The following is a 21,355-nucleotide window of genomic DNA, read 5'->3' as shown; positions in this document are numbered from 1 at the left end:
AATTCTACGGATCGGGAGCCTCCGGATAAACCCGCTGCAATCGAAGACACTTGTCGCGCGGATTGAACAATCGCGTCTTTTATCGCGAAGCCACGCTCGCGTTCGACGCATCTGAAGCAGCCGGAGCCGGTTCAGCCGATGCCACCGGCATATCGCCCCAGCCGCCACCCAACGCACGGATCAGGTTCACCGTGGACGTCGCCTGCACGCCCGCGAGTTGCACGGCCGTGCGTTGCGATTGCAGCACGGTGCGCTCGGCATCGATCACATCGAGGTAATTGATTGCGCCCTCGGTGTATCGCGTGCGCGAAAGCTGCGCTGCACGATTCGATGCGCTCACGGCTTCAGCCTGGGTCTGCGTTTGCGTTTCCAGAATGCGCAGATCGGAAAGGTTGTCCTCCACTTCCTGGAACGCAACCAGCACCTGTTGCCGGTAATTCGCCACGTCCTCTTCATAGATAGCGCGCGCGTTCGCGAGGTTACCCTTGCGACGTCCGCCATCGAAGATCGGCAGATTGAGCGCCGTGCCCGCAAACGGTCCAAGCAGGAACGTACGGCTCGACCAGTTGAAGAGATCACCCAGCGTCGCCGATTCAAAACCGCCCGATCCCGTAATGTTCAAAGACGGGAAGAACGCCGACTTCGCCACGCCGATCCGAGAATTCGCCGCAGCCATTGCACGTTCAGCCGCCGCGATATCCGGACGGCGTTCAAGCAATGACGAAGGCAGGCCCGGCGGAATCTTGATATCGACCGGCGTCAGCGGGTTTGCGGCCATGGTGAATTGCGATGCCGCCTTGCCAAGCAATACGGCAAGGCTATGCTCCGACGCCGCACGCATGCGCTGCACGGTCATGGCATCCGACTTCGCGCTCGCCAGTTCGGAGCGGGAGCGCGCGACGTCGAGTTCGCTGATATCGCCTTCGGCGAAGCGGCGCTGCACGAGCTTCAGGCTTTGCTCGCGCAACGCAACCGTGCGTGCGAACACGTCGTTCTCGGCATCGAGTTCGCGCAGGTTGAAGTAGTTCTGCGCCACGTCAGCTTGCAAAGCCAGTTGCACCGAGCGGAACAGCGCTTCGCTTTGTGCGGTGTCGGCGTTTGCAGCCTTCACCGAATCCGACACGCGCCCAAACAGATCCACTTCATACGAGGCGCTCGCCTGCGCACGCCACAGGGTCTGCGACGGGATGTTGACGTTCTGCGGCTGAAGCTGCGACGCGGGCGACAACTTTTCGCGTGTCGGGCCGAAACCCGCATCGAGCGTCGGGAACAAACCTGCGCGCGCTGTCTGGTTGATTGCACGCGATTCCTTCACGCGTGCTGCCGCAGCCCTCAGGTTCTGGTTGGCATCGGCGGCCTGGCGTTCGAGATCGTTCAGCGTGTCGTCGTTGAAGACGGTCCACCATTCGCCACGCATGACCTGTTCCGACGGTTGCGCCGTCTTCCAGGTACCCTGCTCCGAGGCGGCAAGTACTGTCTGCGACGTTTCCTTGAACGCGGCCGGCTCCTTCACGTCGGGCTTGGCGTAGGTCGGTGCGAGCGAGCAGCCCGCGACGACCAGCAACGACCCGAGCAGCGCCGACAATCCCAGCCATCGTTTGATATTCAGCGTTTTCATTTCAATCTCTCTCATGCTTCGAGCGAAGCATTGACACCGCGCATGTGCGGATTGTGGCCATGCTTGTCGACGAGATGTTCGCCGCCCGCCAGCTTTCTCAACAGCACATAAAACACCGGCGTAAGCATCAGGCCGAACAAGGTGACCCCGAGCATGCCGAAGAACACGGCCACGCCCATCGCGTGACGCATTTCCGAACCGGCGCCCGATGAAATCACCAGCGGCACCACGCCCATGATGAAAGCAATCGACGTCATCAGAATCGGACGCAAACGCAGGCGGCTTGCTTCAATGGCTGCTTCCACAATGGAACGTCCCTGCATTTCCAGCTCGCGCGCAAACTCCACGATCAAAATGGCGTTCTTCGCCGACAAGCCCACCAGCACCATCAAGCCGATCTGCGTGAAGATGTTGTTGTCGCCATCGGTAAGCCATACGCCAATGAGCGCGGAAAGAATGCTCATGGGCACGATCAGGATCACGGCAAGCGGCAGCGTCAGGCTTTCATACAACGCGGCCAGCACCAGGAACACGAGCAGCACGCTGATCGGGAACACCCACAACGCCGCGTTGCCTGCGAGGATCTGCTGGTACGTCAAGTCAGTCCATTCGAACTTGATGCCGCGCGGCAGCGTTTCGGCTGCAATGCGTTCAACCGCAGCTTGCGCCTGACCCGACGAATAACCCGGAGCCGGACCACCGTTGATATCGGCCGAGGTGTAGCCGTTGTAGCGCACGACCATTTCCGGACCATACGTAGGCGTCACCTTGACGAGCGACGACAGCGGCACCATTTCGCCATTCGCGTTACGCGTCTTCAACAAACCGATGTCTTCCGTGTTCGCCCGGAATGGCGCATCCGCCTGCACCCGCACCTGATACACACGGCCAAAGCGGTTGAAGTCATTCACGTACAACGAGCCCAGATACACCTGCATCGTGCTGAAAACGTCGGTAACGGACACGCCCAGTTGCTTCGCCTTCACGCGGTCCAGATCCACGTTAAGTTGCGGCACATTGATCTGATAGCTGGAGAACGTCGGTCCGAGTTCGGGCGACTGCGATGCACGCTTGATGAACGCCTGCGTTGCGTCGTTCAAGGCGGCATAACCCAGCGCGCCACGATCTTCCAGTTGCAGCTTGAAACCGCCCAGCGTACCGAGACCCAGAACCGGCGGCGGCGGAAACACTGCAATGAACGACCCTTTGATCACCGAGTATTGCTGGTTCAAGGAACCCGCGATCGCACCGGCCGACAGCGCCTTGCCCTTACGTTCATCGAACGGCTTGAGCGTCACAAACACCACGCCGGCGCTCGACGAGTTGGTGAAACCATTCACCGACAAACCCGGAAACTCCACCGCGCTTTGTACGCCCGGCGTCTTGCGCGCGATCTCCGTCATCTGGCGGATCACCGCTTCCGTACGATCCAGCGATGCGCCGTTTGGCAGTTGCGCGAAGCTGATCAAATACTCCTTGTCCTGCGCGGGAACGAAACCGCCCGGCACGACCTTGCCCATCAGCACGGCGCCGGCAAGCAGCACCACATACACGCCCATCATCGCCGCCTTGCGGTTGATGACGCCCGTCACGCCCTTGCCGTACTTCTCCGAACCACGCTTGAAGACCTTGTTGAACTGGCGGAAGAACCCGCCGAACACGCGATCCATGCCGCGCGTAAGCCAATCCTTCGGTTCATCGTGGCCCTTCAGCAGCAATGCTGCGAGCGCCGGAGACAAGGTCAGCGAGTTGAACGCGGAGATCACCGTCGAGATGGCGATGGTCATCGCGAACTGCTTGTAGAACTGACCCGTCAGGCCCGACATGAACGCGAGCGGCACGAACACGGCCGTCAGCGTCAGCGCAATCGCGATGATTGGCCCGCTCACCTCTCGCATCGCCTGATAGGTCGCCTCCCGCGCCGATAACCCTGCCTCGATGTTTCGTTCGACGTTTTCGACCACCACGATCGCATCGTCCACCACGATCCCGATGGCAAGCACCATCCCGAAGAGAGACAACGCGTTGATCGAGAATCCGAACGCAAGCAGCAACGAGAAGGTACCAATGATCGAGACCGGCACGGCCAGCAACGGAATGATCGAGGCTCGCCACGTCTGCAGGAACACGATCACCACCAGCACGACCAGCGCAATCGCTTCGGCCAATGTGTGAATCACGGCATCGATACTCGAACGCACGAACTGCGTCGGGTCATACACGATCTGGTATTCAACGCCCGCGGGCATGTCCGCCTGCAGTTCCTTCATGGTCTTGCGGACCGTGTCGGAGATCTGCAGCGAGTTCGCGCCTGGCTGCTGGTTGATCGCCATTGCTACGGCAGTCTTGTTGTCGAGCAACGAACGCAAGCCATATTCCGATGCCGCCAGTTCCACCCGCGCCACGTCATGCAAGTGCGTGACGGCGCCATCGGGCGAAGTCTTCAGCACGATGTCGCGGAATTCCTGTTCGGTCTGCAAGCGGCCTTGCGCGTTGACGTTCAGTTGCAGCGGCACGTTCGGCAAGGTCGGCGATGAACCGATCACACCGGCCGCCACCTGCACGTTCTGCTCGCGAATGGCGTTCACTACATCGGTCGCGGTCATGCCGCGTTGCGCGACTTTTTGCGGGTCGAGCCAGATGCGCATCGAATAATCGCCCGAACCCCAGAGCTGGACCTGCCCCACGCCCTGAATACGCTCAAGCCGGTCCTTCACGTTGATCAGCGCGTAATTACGCAGATACGTCATGTCGTAGCGGTTATTCGGCGAGTTCAAGTGAACCACCATGGTGAGCGTCGGCGACGACTTGATCGTCGTCACACCAAGACGCGTCACGTCTTCCGGCAAACGCGGCAACGCTTGCGACACGCGGTTCTGCACCAATTGCTGTGCCTTGTCCGGGTCCGTGCCGAGCTTGAACGTCACCGTGATGTTCAGGTTGCCGTCGCTGTTCGCCTGCGACTGCATGTACAGCATGTCTTCCACGCCGTTGATCTGCTCTTCCAAAGGCGACGCCACCGTTTCAGCGATCACCTTCGGGTTCGCGCCCGGATATTGCGCATGGACGACCACGGACGGCGGCACGACTTCCGGATATTCGGAGATCGGCAGCTTGAACATGGCGATGACACCCGCCAATAAAATGAGCACCGATAGCACGCCCGCAAAGATCGGGCGGTCGATGAAAAACTTGGAAATGTTCATGACGGTTTCTTTATAAGCATGAGAGGCCGCGCGCGCGTTTCCCGCAGCGGGTCTCGTGAAAGACCCGCTGCTATCGACACACGCCAGGAGCCACTGTTAAGCGGCTATAAAGCGCGTCTTATGAAGCTTCTTTTGTTGCTGGCGACGCACTCGCCATTGCTACCGAATTGGGTTTGACGACATCGTTCGGACGCACGCGCTGCAGACCGTTCACCACGATCCGTTCGCCCGGCTGCAAGCCCTTCACGATCACGCGCAAACCATCGCTCTGGGTGCCGAGCGTGACTTCACGGTATTGAACACGGCTGTCTTTATCGACGACCATGACGAACTTCTTGTCCTGGTCCGTACCGATCGCCGCATCTTCGATCAGCACCGCCGGATGCGGCGTACCGCCGCCGACCTTGATGCGGGCATACAGGCCCGGCACCAGCGATCCGTCGTTGTTATCGAAACGGGCGCGCACGCGGATGGTGCCCGAGCCAGTATCCAGCTGGTTATCGACCGATGCCACCTTGCCTTCGCGCGAGAAACCATCCTCATTCGCAAGGCCAAGCGAAACCGGCACGCTCGAGCGCGAGTCGCGGCTCAAATAACGCAGATAGGTTTGTTCATCGACATCGAACGATGCGTAGATCGGCGACACCGAAACCAGCGTGGTCAGCAACGGCGCGCTCGAACCCGTGGAAACAATATTGCCCACTGTCATTTCCGCACGCGACACGCGACCCGACACCGGCGCCACGATATGCGTGTACGTCAGGTTGATCTTGGCGGTTTCGAGCGCCGCTTGCGCCGCCTTGAGATTGGCGGCCGCCTCATGTGCGGCGTTCTGCTTCTCGTCGTAATCGCGTTTGGCGATCGCATTGTCCGTCAGCAAACGCTCGGCGCGCGCGGCATCCGTCGATGTATAGCCGTTGCGCGCCTGAGCCGCCGCGAGCTGCGCCGCAGCCTGATCGACCGCCGCCACGTAAGGCCGCGGGTCGATCGTGAAGAGCGGATCGCCCTTCTTGACCAGCGCGCCATCGGTGAAATGCACGGCTACGATCGTGCCCGGCACGAGCGGCCGGATATCGACTTTATCGACGGCTTCGAGGCGTCCCGAATAATTCTGGTAGTCGGTGATGGTCTTCGAGACCACCGTGGCGACATCCACTTCGGTTGCTGGCGGCGCGGCCTGGACAGCGGCCTCGGCGTTGTTTACCGGAAGGCCGAAGCCGTGCATGGCAGTGTATGTGCCGATGCCTGCCACGACCAGCGTCGCCCCTAGCGCGACGGTTATTCGTTTGCGAGTGATGGACATGCGATGCTCCAATTAAGTCGTTGAGATTGTTTTAAATTTTTAGTGTGCTGCGTGCGCCTTGGGCTTGGCGCTCGTACGCGTTGTGCGATCGGCCCTGTCTCTGAGCCGCTTTTTGAAAAACGCGACCACATCGGCGAGCGCGGACGGATCCGCCGCCAGCCCGTAATGCGATGCATCGACGTGCCGCGTCACTTCAGTCGGCACGCCCGCTGCGATCAATTCGCCCGCGTATTTCTCGGCTTCTATATGCAGCAAGTCGTGCTGGGCGCTCGCGATGAGCGCCGGCGGCAGCCCTGCAAGCCGCCGCGATTCCAGCGGCGCTGCATACGGATGAAGCCGTTGCGAAGCATTGGGCAAATACGCCCGGTAACACTGGGCGCACTCGGACGCGCAAATGTCCGGTGAGAGCACCTTATTCTCGTCGGCCATGCGCGTCATGCTCGGATCGAGCAAAGGCGCGAGCAAAGCCTGCGCGTGAATCGCGATGTCACCGCGATCCCGGGCAACTGCCGCAAGACATGTCGCGAGATTGCCGCCTGCGTCGTGTCCCGCCACGCCAATGCGGTTTGCATCGGCTCCTTGCGCACGAGCGTTCGCCACCACCCACTGCGCCGCCCGGTACGCGTCTTCAGGCGCCGCCGGAAAAGGAAAAGCCGGCGCGAGCGAATAACCCACCGAGACGACCCACGCGGGTGTATCGCGGGCAATGGTCGTAGCGGCAATATTCGCGTCGTCCAGCGTGCCGCGAACAAAACCGCCGCCATGAAAATAAAGCACGACCGGCAGGACGGTGCCGTCCGATGCGGGGCGATAACTGCGCAAGGTTATGGGTTGCGCATGTCCCGCGATTCGAACATCCTCTATGCAGAGGCCCAGATCCAACGTCGATGCCATGGTTATTTTCAGCGCGTCCGCGCCATCCCACCTTGATTGCGATGGGACGAATTCTGAGGTCTACGTCTTTCGAAATAAATGCCTATAATCCGGCAACACAATTCGGTCGCGCTGAACAATCACGATCAATTGACACTGCCCATTCCTACAACATCCTCGCAGCGCCTTTATTCCATCCGCTGCAAAGATTTGACGGTGAGAGAAAAATGGACCGGCTACAAGCTATGCAGGTATTTACAAGAGTCGTCGATACCAATAGTTTTTCGCGCGCTGCAGATACGCTGGATATGCCTCGCGCCTCGGTGACAACGATTATTCAGAACCTTGAAGCGTTTCTTAACGTGCGTCTTCTGCAACGTACGACACGACGCTTGAACCTCACGCCTGACGGTGCTGCGTACTACGAGCGCTGCGTGCGGATTCTCGCGGACATCGAGGAAACCGAGAGTTCATTCGCAAATACAGGCAAGGGTCCGCGCGGCAAATTGCGGATCGATATGCCAGGGTCGATCGGACGAATGATCGTCATGCCCCAATTGTGTGAATTCCATACGCGTTATCCGGACATCGAATTGATGATCGGTTTTGGCGACAAGCCGGTCGACCTGATTCAGGAAGGCGTGGACTGCGTGATTCGCGTGGGGACTTTGCAGGATTCTAGTCTTGTTGCACGTCGGATTGGCGTTTTTCAAGGCCTGACCGCGGCAAGTCCGGATTACCTGGAACTGCATGGCGTGCCGCATACCATCGAGGAATTGCAGCAGCATACGGCGGTGAATTATTTTTCGAGCCGTACTGGCCGCGTGATGGATATGGACTTCGTCATCGATGGAAAATCCGTCGATGTGAAGATGCGCGGCGCCATCGCCGTGAACGATGCGGAGGCTTACCTGGCTTGCGGCGTAAAGGGCGTGGGGCTCGTGCAGATCGCACGGTTCATGGCGCTTCCGTACCTGCGTTCGGGTGAGCTGATCGAAGTGCTGCCGCAATGGAAGCCCTTGCCCATGCCTATTTCAGTCGTGTATCCGCACAACCGGCACTTGTCGCCCAAAGTGCGCGTGTTCGTTGACTGGGCCGCCGAATTGTTCGAACGTTGCCCGTTGTTGTCCGGTCAGGAAGATGCGGAAGAACGCTGCTTGCCGACGGCGACGCCCCGGTCGGTGGTCGTCAAGCACGGAACGCCGGATGTTGCAGGAACCGCTGAAGTGGTTGTTTAAAATGCATGTTCAAGGGGTTTAATCGCCGGCTTTTACAGCGATTAAACCCTTCACCGCTTAATGTCATTCGCGTTCCAATCCCTTACTTCAACCACTTCCAATGTAAGGGCTTAAAGCCCCTATTACACCGATAGCATTCTGCCAAAACCTGCTGGAATAAGGCGCTTTGCGATTGTTCGGATCTCGTGATTAATCAATTCGCCTAAGCATCATTTATCCCGCAGTCGCGGTTGACTACATTTCGTCCTGTCGCAGCGCGGCACTCACCTTTTGCCGTTCGCTGCTCTGTGCATCTAATCGAATGGCATCGATTGAATCGTGCCATCGCTTGAACCGACAGGACAACATCGTGAAAACCGCAATCGCAGCTCTCTCGCTTTCCGCTGTATCCGCGCTGGTCTCAACGACCGCTTTCGCCGATGGCGGCATTGGACGCGCCGGAACATATCAAACCGCAACGACCGCGCAAAGCACGATGACCCGCGAGCAGGTTCGCGCCGAACTCGCTGCTTCGTATGCGAACGGAACATTGCCCGCATTGAACCGCAACACGTATCCGGATCGCAGCATGGCAGGTGTCGCGATCGCGGCTCAACACGAACAACGCGCCCGCGATGCAGCGCTTGCGGAAGAACGCAATCGTTCGATAGTCGAGTTCGCAAACGGCTCGGTCATGCAAAGCGGCAAGCCGCAAATCCAATAATCGCCTTGATTCACGTTGAATAACCAGGAGCCGATCATGGATGATCTCGCACCGCTGGAAGACTTTTCCGCACTCGATGACTGGTTGCCCGAAGCGCAGCCGTTATGGACGCCCTTCAGGCCGGAAGCCATACGCGAAGAAGCCGCTGTCGAGCTTGAGAATTGAACGTTGGAGAAGATTGACCGCGAACTCACGAGGTCCGCGGTCAACGAAGATTCAAGCTGTGTTACCCGCAGGCGCCCACTTCGCCGCACGCAGTGCAAAAGTCGCAGCCGTCCTTGCGGATCATCGCGTTCGCGCCGCACGTCGGGCATTTGCGGCCGGGGATTGGCAGCAACGCATGCGGATTGGCGGCATCTGCGTTTTCTTCGACTACGGCAGTGATGTCGCTGCTGTCATCGACAGAATCCGGGGCATCCGGCGTCGCGGCCGCGTTTTCCTTGCGACGCTGAGCAAGCAAACGCGATGGCACTTGACCGCCTTCGACATCGAGGAAACCACGTCGATGCAAGATCTGCTGGATCGCATACGCGAGCGCGGCGACTTCGGAATCGTGCCAACGCGGCGACCTGTGTCCATCGAGACGCTCTACGTCACCTAGCCGCACCTGGCCGCGATCCCACGATACCTTGCGCATGTCCTGCAGATTACGCGCCACAAACCCGCCGCGCGCTGCAAGAGACAACGATCGCATGGTCGCCGTGATCCACTGCTGTGATTCATCACGCTGACCCGTTGGAATGAAGAACTCGATAGGCCGCTCGATGGTGACATCCTCGCCGCCAAGACGCCCCGTGATCTCCATGAACGACACCGCCACGTAAAGCGACTTCTTGCCCGCTTGCGTGAGGTATTCCACCTTCTCTATGATCGCCGGCAATTCACCGCGCGGCCGATGATCGATGGCAATACGCAGCGGATCGAGCTGCACTTCCGAGTCGGCTGCATCCGACGGGTCCAAAGCAATCACAGCCGGCGCTTCAGGCGTAACCGACAACACGGCCCCCAGCGTCTCGTTCGGCCGGTACGTGGCGAGCCCCTTGAGGCCACGATGCCATGCATCGAAGTAAAGATCCTTGAAGGCGTCGAAGGGATAGTCGGCCGGCACGTTCACCGTTTTCGAAATCGATGTGTCCACGAACGGCTGGACCGCCGCCATCATCTCCAGATGATCGTGCGCGGACATGTCGAGCGCGCTGACAAAGTAGTCGGGCAACGACTTCACGTCACCCCCGAGCTCGCGATACAACCGGTATGCGTGATCTTCAACAGCGAACGATTGCCTGCTACCGTCGGCCATGCGCTTCGTGCGGGTATAGGTCCACGAGAACGCAGGTTCGATTCCGTTGGACGCATTATCTGCGAACGCGAGGCTCACAGTTCCGGTCGGCGCAATGGAAAGCAGGTGGCTGTTGCGAATACCGTCGCGGCGGATCTCGGCCTTCAGGTCATCGGGCAAGCGTGACGCAAACGTACCTGTTTCAAGGTAGTTTTCTGCATCGAACAGAGGAAACGCACCGCGTTCACGCGCCAGTTCCACCGATGCGCGATATGCCTCGTCACGCATCGTGCGCGCCACGCGTGTCGCGAACTCGCGGCCCGCTTGCGAGTTGTAGCGCACGCCGAGCATTACGAGCGTATCGCCGAGTCCCGTAAAGCCTACGCCAATGCGCCGCTTGTCCTGCGCTTCCTTGTCTTGTTCAGGCAGCGGCCAGAGCGTGACGTCGAGCACGTCGTCGAGAAACCGAACTTGCGTGCGCGTGCTTTTTGCAAGCGCGTCCCAATCGAAAACCGGCGTGCCGCCGTGCCGTTGCGCGAACGGATCGCGCACGAAACGCGTCAGGTTCAGAGGCCCGAGATTGCAGCAGCCATATGCAGGCAACGGCTGCTCGCCACATGGATTCGTCGCCCGGATCGTTTCCACGGCGCGCAGGTTGTTGTCGTCGTTCATGCGCGACATGAAGACCACGCCCGGCTCGGCCACGTCGTAGGTCGATCGCATGATCGTGTCCCACACTTCACGCGCCTGCACCTCGCGATACACCCACAAACCATCGTCACGCTGATGCGCATCGGCGGAAGCCTTGAATGCCGGCGATGGTTCAGCACGATGCACAAGCTGCCACGACGCGTCGTCGGATACGGCCTGCATGAACTCGTCGGTCACCGCGACCGAAACGTTGAAGTTGTTCCACCGCCCCTTTACATGTTTCGCTGCAATGAACTCGAGCAGGTCGGGATGCGTGCAATCGAGAATGCCCATCTGCGCGCCGCGTCGCGAGCCTGCGCTTTCCACGGTCCTGCACGATGCATCGAATACGTCCATATAACTGCACGGTCCCGACGCCGCCGAACCCGTCGAATGCACGCGTGCGCCCTTCGGCCTGATGGCCGAAAAGTTGTAGCCCACGCCGCCGCCGCGCCGCATGGTTTCGGCCGCCTGCAGCAAGGCGACATAAATGCCCGGCAAGCCGTTCTCATCGCTGCCCTGAATCGCGTCGCCCACGGGCTGCACGAAGCAGTTGATAAGTGTTGCCTGAATGCCCGTGCCGGCCGCGCTCATGATGCGGCCCGCGCCCAGCGCGCCGCGCTGGAAATTCTCGAAAAACTCTGTTTCGGCCTGTTTGCGACGCGCCTCGGGCTCCGCAAGCGCCACACCTCGCGCAACCCTTCGGTAAATGTCTTCGATCCGCGTTTCATCGCCCTTTGCGTACTTTTCCAGCATTACGTCGATGGAAAACTGCTGCGGTGAAACCGTCAGCTTCAAATCGTCTTCAGCCATGTTCTGTCCTCATGTCCAGCGGTAGTGCGTTGTGTTCGGAGTTGCGCCACGTGGTCCCGCCCCGTGAGCATCCGGCACGGTTTTACTCCTTTGGGAGTAGTCCTGCCGGAGGAGCGACATGAAGTCGCGTCATCCCATCGATGAATGGGCGGCACGCCGCGCAATTCCTAATCTTGCAGTCGATCCCCACTACAACGCAAACTTAATCGACAGGCAGGCACCATGACGGCCTCACGCAAGCCCCCTGGCAAGTCCCGTACCACTCCGAACCCCGTAACGGCGGTTGCCGCCGCATCGACCGCCGATCCGCGCGCCTGGCGCGTGCTGTGGTCGAGCACCTTCGCTTTCACCATCTGTTTCGCGATCTGGATGATGTTCGCGATTCTCGGCATTCCGCTGAAAACGCAGCTCGGCCTCTCCGATACCGAATTCGGCCTGATCACCGCCATGCCCGTCTTGTCGGGCTCCCTCGCGCGCGTGCCGCTTGGCATCTGCACGGATCGTTTTGGCGGACGCATCGTCTTTTTCCTGACCATGCTCGTAACAGTCATCCCCATCTGGATGCTCACCTATGCCACGCAATTCTGGCAATTCCTTGCGCTGGGACTTTTGATCGGCCTCGCGGGCGCGTCTTTCTCGATCGGCACGCCGTACGTGGCGCGCTGGTTTCCGAAAGACCGCCAGGGCCTCGCAATGGGCATATTCGGCGCCGGCAACAGCGGCTCCGCGTTGAACAAGTTCGTCGCGCCGGTGCTGATCGTGACCGCCGGCACGTGGATGATCGTACCCAAGGTCTACGCGATCGCCATGCTTGTCACGGCCGTCCTGTTCTGGGTGACGTCCGCGACCAATCCCGCGCATCGCGTCGAAAATCCGCCGAGTTTTTCGAGTCAGTTGAGCGTGATGAAAGATCGTCGCACGTGGCGTTATTCGCAGTACTACTCGGTCGTGTTCGGCGGTTATGTTGGTCTCTCGCTATGGCTGCCGCATTACTACGTCAATCATTACGGTTTTCACATCGAGCAGGCCGCGTTGCTGGCTGCGTGTTTCTCGCTGCCCGGCGGCGTGCTGCGTGCAGTCGGCGGATGGTTATCCGACCGCTTCGGTGCGCAAAAAACCACGTGGATCGTGATGTGGACCGTGCTCGTATGCCTCTTCTTCCTGAGCTACCCCGACACCGCCCTGATCGTACAATCGGCACACGGCCCGCTCGCGTTCAACATCATTCTTTCGCCCACGGTGTTCACCGTGCTGATGTTCACCATCGGCATTGCAATGGCGATTGGCAAGGCCTCGGTCTTCAAGTTCGTCTCCGATGAATACACCAGCAACATCGGCGCCGTATCTGGCGTGGTTGGTCTCGCCGGCGGTCTTGCAGGCTTCGCTCTGCCGATTCTTTTCGGCGCGCTCGCCGACCTGACCGGCGTCAGCAGCTCCTGTTTCATGCTGCTTTTCGGCGCAACGGCCGTCAGCCTGATCTGGATGCACTTTTCTTTCCGCGCGCGCGGCATGGCTGTCCAGCCACGCGCATCCGTCTAATCCTACCGGCAAAATCATGTCCAACTATGTGCTGAAAAATTGGGAGCCGGAAGATCCGGCTTTCTGGAAAACACGCGGCTCGGCGATTGCCAATCGAAACCTGTGGATCTCGATCCCGGCGCTGATGCTCGCGTTTTCGGTGTGGTCGTTGTGGAGCGTCGTTGTCGTCAACCTTGATAAAGGCGGCTTCCATTTCACGAAGAACGAATTGTTCTGGCTGACCGCATTGCCCTCGCTTTCGGGCGCCACGCTGCGAATCTTCTATTCGTTTCTCGTCCCTATCTTCGGCGGCCGGCGCTTCACCGCGTTTTCCACGGCCACGCTGCTGATCCCCGCTGTCGGCATGGGTTTCGCGTTGCGCGACCCGTCCACGAGCTATTCCACCATGCTCGTGCTCGCGTTGCTGTGCGGCTTCGGCGGCGCGAACTTCAGTTCTTCCATGGCCAACATCAGCTTCTTCTTTCCGAAGGCCAGGAAAGGATTGGCAACGGGATTGAATGCGGGTATCGGCAATCTGGGGGTGTCGGTAGTTCAATTCGTTACGCCGCTCGTGATCGCAACGGCCGCGTTCGCCTCGTTCGCCGGCGACGGACAAACGTTCGTCAAGGACGGCGTCGAGCACGGGATCTGGCTGCAGAACGCGGGCTTTATCTGGGTGCCGTTCATTGTTGCGTCGTCAATTGCGGCATGGTTCGGCATGAACGATATTGCCGACGCCAAGGCTTCGTTCGCTGACCAAGCCGTGATCTTCAAGCGCATGCACAACTGGTTGATGTGCTGGTTGTATATCGGCACGTTCGGTTCGTTCATCGGTTTCTCGGCAGGTTTCGCGCTTTTGACCAAGGCGCAATTCCCGTCGATCAATCCGACCGCCTATGCGTTCCTCGGGCCGCTCGCAGGCGCGCTGACGCGCCCCATCGGCGGCTGGATCTCCGACCGCCTGGGTGGCGCGCGCGTGACGCTGTGGACCTTCATCGGCATGATCGCCACCGTGTTCGTCGTCATCTCGTTCATGCCAGGCGCGGGTTCAAGCGGCAACTTCGGCGGCTTCCTCTGCGCGTTCATCGTGTTGTTCATGCTGGCCGGTATCGGCAACGGTTCGACCTTCCGCATGATCCCCGTGATCTTCATGACCCAACATCAACGGCTCGCCAAGGGAATGGATGCAGCCGGCCAGCGTCTGGCACAGCACAACGCCGCGAAGGAATCCGCGGCCGTGCTGGGCTTCTCCGCAGCAATCGGCGCGTACGGCGGCTTCTTCATTCCAAAGACATTCGGCTCGGCGCTTGACATGACCGGCTCGGCCGTTCCTGCGCTGTATGTATTCATCGCGTTCTACGTGACGTGCGTCGCCATCACGTGGTTCTTCTATGCACGCCGCAACGCCGGCATGCCTTGCTGACGCGCCCTATTCGAAACAGGACAAAACAATGAGTCATTTTCTGGATCGCCTGAAGTTCGTCAAGCGCACGCAATCGACGTTCGCAAACGGCCATGGCGCGGTTGTCAACGAAGACCGCAAGTGGGAAGACGGATATAGAAACCGGTGGCAGCACGACAAGATCGTGCGCTCCACGCACGGCGTGAACTGTACGGGTTCGTGCTCGTGGAAGGTGTATGTGAAGAACGGCCTGATCGTCTGGGAGACGCAGCAGACCGACTATCCGCGCACGCGCGCCGACTTGCCGAACCACGAACCGCGTGGCTGCCCGCGGGGTGCATCGTATAGCTGGTATGTGTATTCTGCGCAGCGCGTGAAGTACCCGATGATCCGCGGCCGCCTGATGGAAATGTGGCGCGAAGCACGTAGAAGCATGGACCCTGTCGCGGCCTGGGCATCGATCAGTCAGGACCCTGTGAAGTCCAAACGCTACAAGAGCGTGCGTGGACTCGGCGGCTTCGTGCGCGCCGACTGGAACACCGCTAATGAAATGATCGCGGCAGCGAACGCGTTTACCGTCGGCAAGTTCGGGCCGGATCGTGTGGTCGGCTTTTCGCCGATCCCCGCCATGTCCATGGTTTCATACGCGGCCGGTTCGCGTTATCTCAGCCTGATCGGCGGCGTGTGCCTCTCGTTCTACGACTGGTATTGCGATCTGCCGCCTGCTTCCCCGCAAGTGTGGGGCGAACAGACCGACGTGCCGGAATCCGCCGACTGGTACAACTCGACCTATTTGATGGTGTGGGGATCGAACATTCCTCAAACCCGTACCCCCGACGCGCACTTCTATTCCGAAGTCCGCTACAAGGGCACGAAGACCGTGGCGGTATCGTCGGATTTCGGCGAGATGGTCAAATTCGGCGATATCTGGCTCGCACCTACTCAAGGCACCGACGCGGCATTGGCAATGGCGATGGGCCACGTCGTGCTGAAGGAATTCCACGCGGCGAATGCATCGAACAAATCCGCGTATTTCCGCGACTACGTGAAGCAATACACCGACATGCCCATGTTGGTGCTGCTGCGCGACAACGGCGGAATGCTTGTTCCCGACCACTTCCTGCGTGCATCGCATCTCGCCGACAATCTCGACGAAGCCAACAACGCGCAGTGGAAGACGCTCGTGCTCGACGCCGACAGCGGTCAGATCGTCGCGCCCAACGGCACCGTCGGTTTCCGCTGGAACGAGGCTTCGCACAACAACGGCGAGAAGGTCGGCCGCTGGAACCTCGAACTCAAGGACGGCGGCAGCGGTCGCGCCATCGATCCACGCCTCACCATGGTTCACGCTGGCGCGCACGATGAGATCGTCAAGGTCGGCTTCCCGTACTTCGGCAGCGAGCACAACGCGCTGCTCGAGCGCCACGTCCCGGCCAAGCGCGTCACGCTCGCCGATGGAACCAGCGCGCTGGTTGCGACCGTGTTCGATCTGCAGATGGCCAACTATGGCGTGGACCAGGGCCTCGGCGGCCCGAACGTCGCAACGAGCTACGACGACGACGTCCCCTACACGCCCGCATGGCAGGAAAAGCACACCACGGTCCCGCGCAACCTCGTGATCCAGGTCGCGCGCGAATTTGCGACGAATGCACATCAGACCGAAGGCAAGAGCATGGTGATCGTGGGCGCGGCCCTCAATCACTGGTATCACAACGACATGATTTATCGCGGCATCATCAACCTGTTGATGATGTGCGGTTGCGTGGGCAAGAGCGGCGGCGGATGGGCGCACTATGTGGGCCAGGAAAAGCTGCGTCCGCAATTCGGCTGGGCGCCGCTCGCGTTTGCGCTCGACTGGTCGAAGCCGCCGCGCCAGATGAACGGCACGTCGTTCTTCTACAACCACACGAGCCAGTGGCGTCACGAAAAAGTGGGCCTGAGCGAAGTTCTCGCGCCGACCGCGAACATGGGCAAGTATTCGAATCTTTCCATGCTCGACCTGAACGCGAAGTCCGAGCGCATGGGCTGGTTGCCGAGCGCGCCGCAACTCGGCGCCAATCCGCTCGACCTCACTGACGAAGCCGCACGCGCCGGCATGAAACCCGTGGACTACGTGGTCGACCGCCTGAAGTCGGGCAAGCTGCAATTCTCTTGCGACGATCCGGATAACCCGGTCAACTTCCCGCGCAACATGTTCGTCTGGCGTTCGAACATTCTGGGCAGTTCGGGCAAGGGCCACGAATACTTCCTGAAGTATTTGCTCGGCACGCAGAACGCCCTCTTCTCCGATGAAAACGACGCCATCATGCCGGGCGAAGTGAACGTGCGCCCCGCGGCGGAAGGCAAGCTCGATCTGCTGACCGTGCTCGATTTCCGCATGAGCACGACCTGCCTTTACGGCGATATCGTGCTGCCGACCGCAACGTGGTACGAGAAGGACGACCTGAATACGTCGGATATGCATCCGTTCATTCATCCGTTGTCGGAAGCCGTGCAGCCCTTGTGGGAAAGCAAGAGCGACTGGGAAATCTACAAGGGCATCGCGGAAAAGTTCGCTGAAATCGGCGGCGCGCATCTGGGCACGCGGACCGATCTGGTCTGCACGCCGCTCATGCACGACACCCCGGGTGAACTCGGCCAGCCGCTCGATCCGAAGGATTGGCGCGCGGGCGAGTGCGATCTGATTCCGGGCAAGACCGCGCCGTCCATGACGGTCGTCGAGCGCAACTACAAGGATGTGTATCGCAAGTTCACGTCGGTTGGACCGTTGCTCGACACGCAAGGCAACGGCGGCAAGGGTATCAACTGGAACAGCGCGCACGAAGTCGACGAACTCGCGCACATCACGAAAACCGTCACCGAACCGGGCGTGAGCCAGGGACGGCCGCAGTTGAACACGGCTATCGATGCAGCCGAGATGATCCTCACCTTCGCGCCGGAAACGAACGGGCACGTGGCGGTGAAGGCATGGGAAGCGCTGTCGAAGATCACGGGACGCGAACACGCGCATCTCGCGCTTGGCCGCGAACACGACAAGATCCGTTTCCGCGATGTCCAGGCGCAACCGCGCAAGATCATTTCCGCCCCTACGTGGTCGGGTCTCGAATCCGAGGAAGTGAGCTACAACGCCGGTTATACCAACGTGCATGAACTGATCCCATGGCGCACGCTGACGGGCCGCCAGCAGTTCTATCAGGATCACCGATGGATGCTGGACTTCGGCGAGGGTTCGTGCGTGTATCGCCCGGCGATCAACACGAAAACGATCACCGCCATGCTCGGTGCGAAGCCCAATGGCGAGCATGAACTCGTGCTCAACTGGATCACGCCGCACCAGAAATGGGGCATCCACTCCACTTACACGGACAACCTGCGCATGTTGACGCTGTCGCGCGGCGGTCCTCACGTGTGGGTGTCGGAAGTGGAAGCGAAGGAATCGGGTCTCGTCGATAACGACTGGGTCGAAGTGTTCAACGTGAACGGCACGCTGACGGCGCGCGTCGTGGTGAGCCAGCGCGTGCCGCGCGGCATGTGCCTGATGTATCACGCGCAGGAAAAGATCGTGAACGTGCCAGGCGCTGAAACCAGCGGCATGCGCGGCGGCATCCACAACTCGGTCACGCGCACGGTGCTCAAGCCAACGCACATGATCGGCGGGTACGCGCAGCAAGCCTACGGTTTCAACTACTACGGCACCGTGGGATCGAATCGCGACGAGTACGTGATCGTGCGCAAGATGAAAAAAGTGGCGTGGCTCGAAGGTCCGCTCAAGGAAAGTGAAGGAGCAGCATCGTGAAAATTCGTGCGCAAGTCGCAATGGTGTTGAACCTGGATAAATGCATCGGCTGCCATACGTGCTCCGTGACGTGCAAGAACGTGTGGACATCGCGCGATGGCGTGGAGTACGCGTGGTTCAACAACGTGGAGACGAAACCGGGCATCGGTTATCCGAAGGAATGGGAAAACCAGAAGAAGTGGCAAGGCGGCTGGATTCGCGACGCGGCAGGCCGACTGCGTCCGCGTCAGGGCGGCAAGTTGAAGGTGCTCGCGAACCTGTTCGCGAACCCGAACCTGCCGGCTATCGACGACTACTATGAGCCGTTCACGTACGACTACGAGCATTTGCAGAAAGCGCGGTTGAGCGAAACGCCGCCGACCGCACGCCCTGTTTCGGTCATCACCGGCAAGAAGATGGAGAAGATCGAATGGGGTCCGAACTGGGAAGACGACCTGGGCGGCGAGTTTTCATCGCGCGGCCGTGACGCGTTGTTCGAGAACGTGCAGAAGGAGATGTACTCCACGTTCGAGAACACCTTCATGATGTATTTGCCGCGCCTGTGCGAACACTGCCTGAACCCGGCGTGCGTGGCGTCGTGCCCGTCCGGTTCCGTGTACAAACGCGAAGACGATGGCATCGTGCTCGTCGATCAGGACAAGTGCCGCGGCTGGCGCATGTGCATCTCCGGTTGCCCGTACAAGAAGATTTACTTCAACTGGAAAAGCGGCAAGGCCGAAAAGTGCATCTTCTGCTATCCGCGACTCGAAGCGGGTCAGCCAACCGTGTGCTCGGAAACGTGCGTCGGACGGATTCGTTATCTTGGCGTGCTGCTCTATGACGCCGACAAGATTGGCGACGCGGCAGCGGTTGAAAAAGAGAAGGACCTGTACCAGTCGCAACTCGACGTGTTCCTCGATCCGCACGATCCCAAGGTGCAGGCCGAAGCGCTTGCGCAAGGCATTCCGCAAAGCTGGCTGGATTCCGCGCGCAAGTCGCCGGTCTACAAGATGGCCGTGGAATGGAAGGTCGCGTTCCCGCTGCATCCCGAATACCGGACGCTGCCAATGGTGTGGTACATCCCGCCTCTTTCACCGATTCAATCGGCGGCCGACGCGGGTCATATCGGCATGGACGGGATCATTCCGGACGTGAAGAGCCTGCGTATTCCGGTGAAGTATCTGGCGAACCTGCTGACCGCCGGCGACGAAGCTCCGGTCACGTCCGCCCTCGAACGCATGCTGGCCATGCGCGCATTCAAGCGCGCGGAAGTCGTGCACGGCCGCGCCGAACCCGAATTGCTCAAGGGCCTGAACATCACGCCCGCGCAAGTCGAGGACATGTATCAGACGATGGCCATCGCGAACTACGAGGACCGTTTCGTCGTGCCGTCGTCGCACAAGGAAATCGTGGAAGACAGCTTCAACGACAAAGCCAGTTGCGGCTTTACGTTCGGCAACGGCTGCTCGGGCGGCGTGTCGGAGGGATCGTTGTTCGGCAAGAAGCCACAAGGCAGCGTGGTGTTCGCCGACATGCCGAAGTCGCGCAAGAAGGCAGAGGTGGCATCGTGAACGATACGCTTTCCATCTATACGTTGCTCTCGAGCCTGCTCGATTATCCCGAGCAGGAATTGCTCGACGCACTCGACGAAATCGATCAGGAGCTGAAGGCGTTCCCGGACACGACCCGTGCCGCGCTTCAGCCGCTGCTGGCGTTGCTCAATGCATCGCCGTTGATCGAATTGCAGGAGAACTACGTCGCGACGTTCGACCGGAATCCAGCGCATTCGCTGCATCTGTTCGAGCACGTTCACGGCGAAAGCCGTGATCGCGGACAAGCAATGGTCGATCTGCTCGACGAATATCGCCGGCATGGCCTCGAGATGGCGACCAACGAGTTGCCGGACCATGTGCCGCTATTCCTGGAAGTGCTCGGCAATATCAAGCCTGAAGAAGCACGCGCGTTACTTGACGAAGCCATCCACGTTCTCGCTGCGTTGGGCGACCGGCTTGCGCGCGATGAAAGTCCGTACGCCGGCGTATTCACCGTCTTGCGTTCAATGACCGATGTTGTGCCGCAAGCCGCCGAGGTTCCGCCCATTCGCGACATGGACGAGGCGCTCGAACGTTTCGGCCCCGGCGCGGACGGAGTCGAACCTTTGCTTGCCCCATCCACGTCCACACCGATGGCCCAGCCGATGCATTTTCATCCGCGGCCAGCGGCCACGGCCAACTGAGTTCAAGGGACTACGCCCATGTTCAATCAATTCTTGTTCGGCATTTATCCGTACATCGCAGCCGCTATTTTTCTGTTCGGCAGCCTCGCGCGTTTCGAACGCGAGCAGTACACGTGGAAGACCGACAGTTCCCAACTGCTTCATCGCGGCAATTTAAGGCTTGGGAATATCCTGTTTCACATCGGCATTCTCGGGTTGTTCTTTGGGCATCTCGTCGGCCTGCTGACGCCCGTCGCCGGGTGGGACTTTCTCGGTGTGGATCACGGCACGAAACAGGCGGTCGCCATGATCGCAGGCGGCATCATGGGATGGCTGTGTCTTTCTGGCCTGCTTATCCTGATTCACCGTCGTCTGACCAGCGCGCGCGTTTCGGCCGTCACCCGTACCGGCGACAAGGTACTGCTGCTCTGGATCCTGGTTACGTTGATGCTCGGCCTGACCACCATCGGCATGTCGTCGGGTCACATGGACGGCCACATGATGGTCCAGTTGATGACGTGGGCTCAACACGTGGTCACGTTCCGCGGCGACGCAGCCAGCTTCGTTGCACAAACCCCGTGGCTGTTCCGCGCGCATCTGTTCATGGGCATGACGCTATTCGTGATCTTCCCGTTCACGCGGCTCGTGCACGTCTGGAGCGGCTTTGCCTCTGTGACTTATCTGGGCCGCGCATGGCAACTCGTGCGTCCGCGCTGATTCGC

The 21,355-nt window shown here is 59.9% G+C and carries 13 protein-coding genes and 1 pseudogene; 9 read left to right on the top strand and 5 right to left on the bottom strand.

The window, feature by feature from the left end:
- Window positions 1-79 precede the first annotated feature (79 nt).
- The 4 genes from HB633_RS18150 to HB633_RS18135 all read right to left on the bottom strand — a co-directional run bounded on the left by HB633_RS18150 (window position 80) and on the right by HB633_RS18135 (window position 7,021).
- Window positions 80-1,618: an efflux transporter outer membrane subunit gene (locus tag HB633_RS18150; RefSeq protein WP_213779574.1), complete on the bottom strand. Its 1,539-nt coding sequence runs from the start codon at window positions 1,616-1,618 to the stop codon at window positions 80-82.
- 11 nt (window positions 1,619-1,629) lie between these two features.
- Window positions 1,630-4,824, bottom strand: coding sequence for an efflux RND transporter permease subunit (locus HB633_RS18145; protein ID WP_213779573.1), 3,195 nt, complete (start codon window positions 4,822-4,824; stop codon window positions 1,630-1,632).
- A gap of 118 nt (window positions 4,825-4,942) precedes the next feature.
- Window positions 4,943-6,127, bottom strand: coding sequence for an efflux RND transporter periplasmic adaptor subunit (locus HB633_RS18140; RefSeq protein WP_213779572.1), 1,185 nt, complete (start codon window positions 6,125-6,127; stop codon window positions 4,943-4,945).
- Window positions 6,128-6,166: 39 nt separating this feature from the next.
- Window positions 6,167-7,021: an alpha/beta hydrolase gene (locus tag HB633_RS18135; RefSeq protein ID WP_213779571.1), complete on the bottom strand. Its 855-nt coding sequence runs from the start codon at window positions 7,019-7,021 to the stop codon at window positions 6,167-6,169.
- A gap of 206 nt (window positions 7,022-7,227) precedes the next feature.
- On the opposite strand from HB633_RS18135, the pseudogene HB633_RS18130 reads away from it, so the two are divergent.
- From HB633_RS18130 to HB633_RS30930, 3 genes and pseudogenes are all read left to right on the top strand, one after another.
- Window positions 7,228-8,136 (top strand): annotated as a pseudogene (locus HB633_RS18130) (LysR family transcriptional regulator); the annotation flags it as partial.
- A gap of 448 nt (window positions 8,137-8,584) precedes the next feature.
- Window positions 8,585-8,941: a DUF4148 domain-containing protein gene (locus HB633_RS18125; RefSeq protein ID WP_346730340.1), complete on the top strand. Its 357-nt coding sequence runs from the start codon at window positions 8,585-8,587 to the stop codon at window positions 8,939-8,941.
- A gap of 36 nt (window positions 8,942-8,977) precedes the next feature.
- On the top strand, window positions 8,978-9,106 hold the full coding sequence (locus HB633_RS30930; protein WP_255580993.1) for a hypothetical protein: 129 nt from the start codon (window positions 8,978-8,980) through the stop codon (window positions 9,104-9,106).
- 61 nt (window positions 9,107-9,167) lie between these two features.
- Here HB633_RS30930 and HB633_RS18120 read toward each other — a convergent pair whose 3' ends face one another.
- Window positions 9,168-11,723 carry an adenosylcobalamin-dependent ribonucleoside-diphosphate reductase gene (locus HB633_RS18120; RefSeq protein WP_213779568.1) on the bottom strand — a complete coding sequence of 852 codons (2,556 nt, stop codon included), beginning with the start codon at window positions 11,721-11,723 and terminating at the stop codon, window positions 9,168-9,170.
- A 222-nt stretch (window positions 11,724-11,945) separates the two neighbouring features.
- Here HB633_RS18120 and HB633_RS18115 point away from each other — a divergent pair, with 222 nt between their 5' ends.
- From HB633_RS18115 to narI, 6 genes are read left to right on the top strand one after another with little or no spacing between them, the layout of a single operon-like run.
- The gene (locus tag HB633_RS18115; protein WP_213779567.1) at window positions 11,946-13,262 is read left to right on the top strand and encodes a nitrate/nitrite transporter; all 1,317 of its coding nucleotides are present in this window, start codon (window positions 11,946-11,948) and stop codon (window positions 13,260-13,262) included.
- Between the two features lie 16 nt (window positions 13,263-13,278).
- Entirely contained in the window at window positions 13,279-14,664 is a 1,386-nt protein-coding gene (locus HB633_RS18110) for a NarK family nitrate/nitrite MFS transporter (protein WP_213779566.1), read from the top strand.
- Between the two features lie 28 nt (window positions 14,665-14,692).
- Entirely contained in the window at window positions 14,693-18,439 is a 3,747-nt protein-coding gene (locus HB633_RS18105; protein WP_213779565.1) for a nitrate reductase subunit alpha, read from the top strand.
- Complete coding sequence (gene narH, locus HB633_RS18100; RefSeq protein ID WP_213779564.1) at window positions 18,436-19,989, top strand: nitrate reductase subunit beta; 1,554 nt, start codon at window positions 18,436-18,438, stop codon at window positions 19,987-19,989. Before HB633_RS18105 ends, narH begins: the two co-directional genes overlap by 4 nt.
- Window positions 19,986-20,654: a nitrate reductase molybdenum cofactor assembly chaperone gene (gene narJ, locus HB633_RS18095; protein ID WP_213779563.1), complete on the top strand. Its 669-nt coding sequence runs from the start codon at window positions 19,986-19,988 to the stop codon at window positions 20,652-20,654. Before narH ends, narJ begins: the two co-directional genes overlap by 4 nt.
- A gap of 18 nt (window positions 20,655-20,672) precedes the next feature.
- Window positions 20,673-21,350: a respiratory nitrate reductase subunit gamma gene (gene narI, locus HB633_RS18090; protein ID WP_213779562.1), complete on the top strand. Its 678-nt coding sequence runs from the start codon at window positions 20,673-20,675 to the stop codon at window positions 21,348-21,350.
- The last annotated feature ends 5 nt before the right edge of the window (window positions 21,351-21,355 follow it).

Source organism: Caballeronia sp. dw_276 (assembly GCF_018449635.1).
GTDB lineage: Bacteria > Pseudomonadota > Gammaproteobacteria > Burkholderiales > Burkholderiaceae > Caballeronia.
The sequence above is the reverse complement of the archived record's forward strand: the minus strand, read 5'-3'. Positions and strand labels throughout refer to the sequence as shown.

Coding starts and splice junctions, on each gene's coding strand:
- HB633_RS18150 (WP_213779574.1), bottom strand. CDS start 1,618: ATGAAAACGCTGAATATCAAACGATGGCTGGGATTGTCGGCGCTGCTC.
- HB633_RS18145 (WP_213779573.1), bottom strand. CDS start 4,824: ATGAACATTTCCAAGTTTTTCATCGACCGCCCGATCTTTGCGGGCGTG.
- HB633_RS18140 (WP_213779572.1), bottom strand. CDS start 6,127: ATGTCCATCACTCGCAAACGAATAACCGTCGCGCTAGGGGCGACGCTG.
- HB633_RS18135 (WP_213779571.1), bottom strand. CDS start 7,021: ATGGCATCGACGTTGGATCTGGGCCTCTGCATAGAGGATGTTCGAATC.
- HB633_RS30930 (WP_255580993.1), top strand. CDS start 8,978: ATGGATGATCTCGCACCGCTGGAAGACTTTTCCGCACTCGATGACTGG.
- HB633_RS18120 (WP_213779568.1), bottom strand. CDS start 11,723: ATGGCTGAAGACGATTTGAAGCTGACGGTTTCACCGCAGCAGTTTTCC.
- HB633_RS18115 (WP_213779567.1), top strand. CDS start 11,946: ATGACGGCCTCACGCAAGCCCCCTGGCAAGTCCCGTACCACTCCGAAC.
- HB633_RS18110 (WP_213779566.1), top strand. CDS start 13,279: ATGTCCAACTATGTGCTGAAAAATTGGGAGCCGGAAGATCCGGCTTTC.
- HB633_RS18105 (WP_213779565.1), top strand. CDS start 14,693: ATGAGTCATTTTCTGGATCGCCTGAAGTTCGTCAAGCGCACGCAATCG.
- narI (WP_213779562.1), top strand. CDS start 20,673: ATGTTCAATCAATTCTTGTTCGGCATTTATCCGTACATCGCAGCCGCT.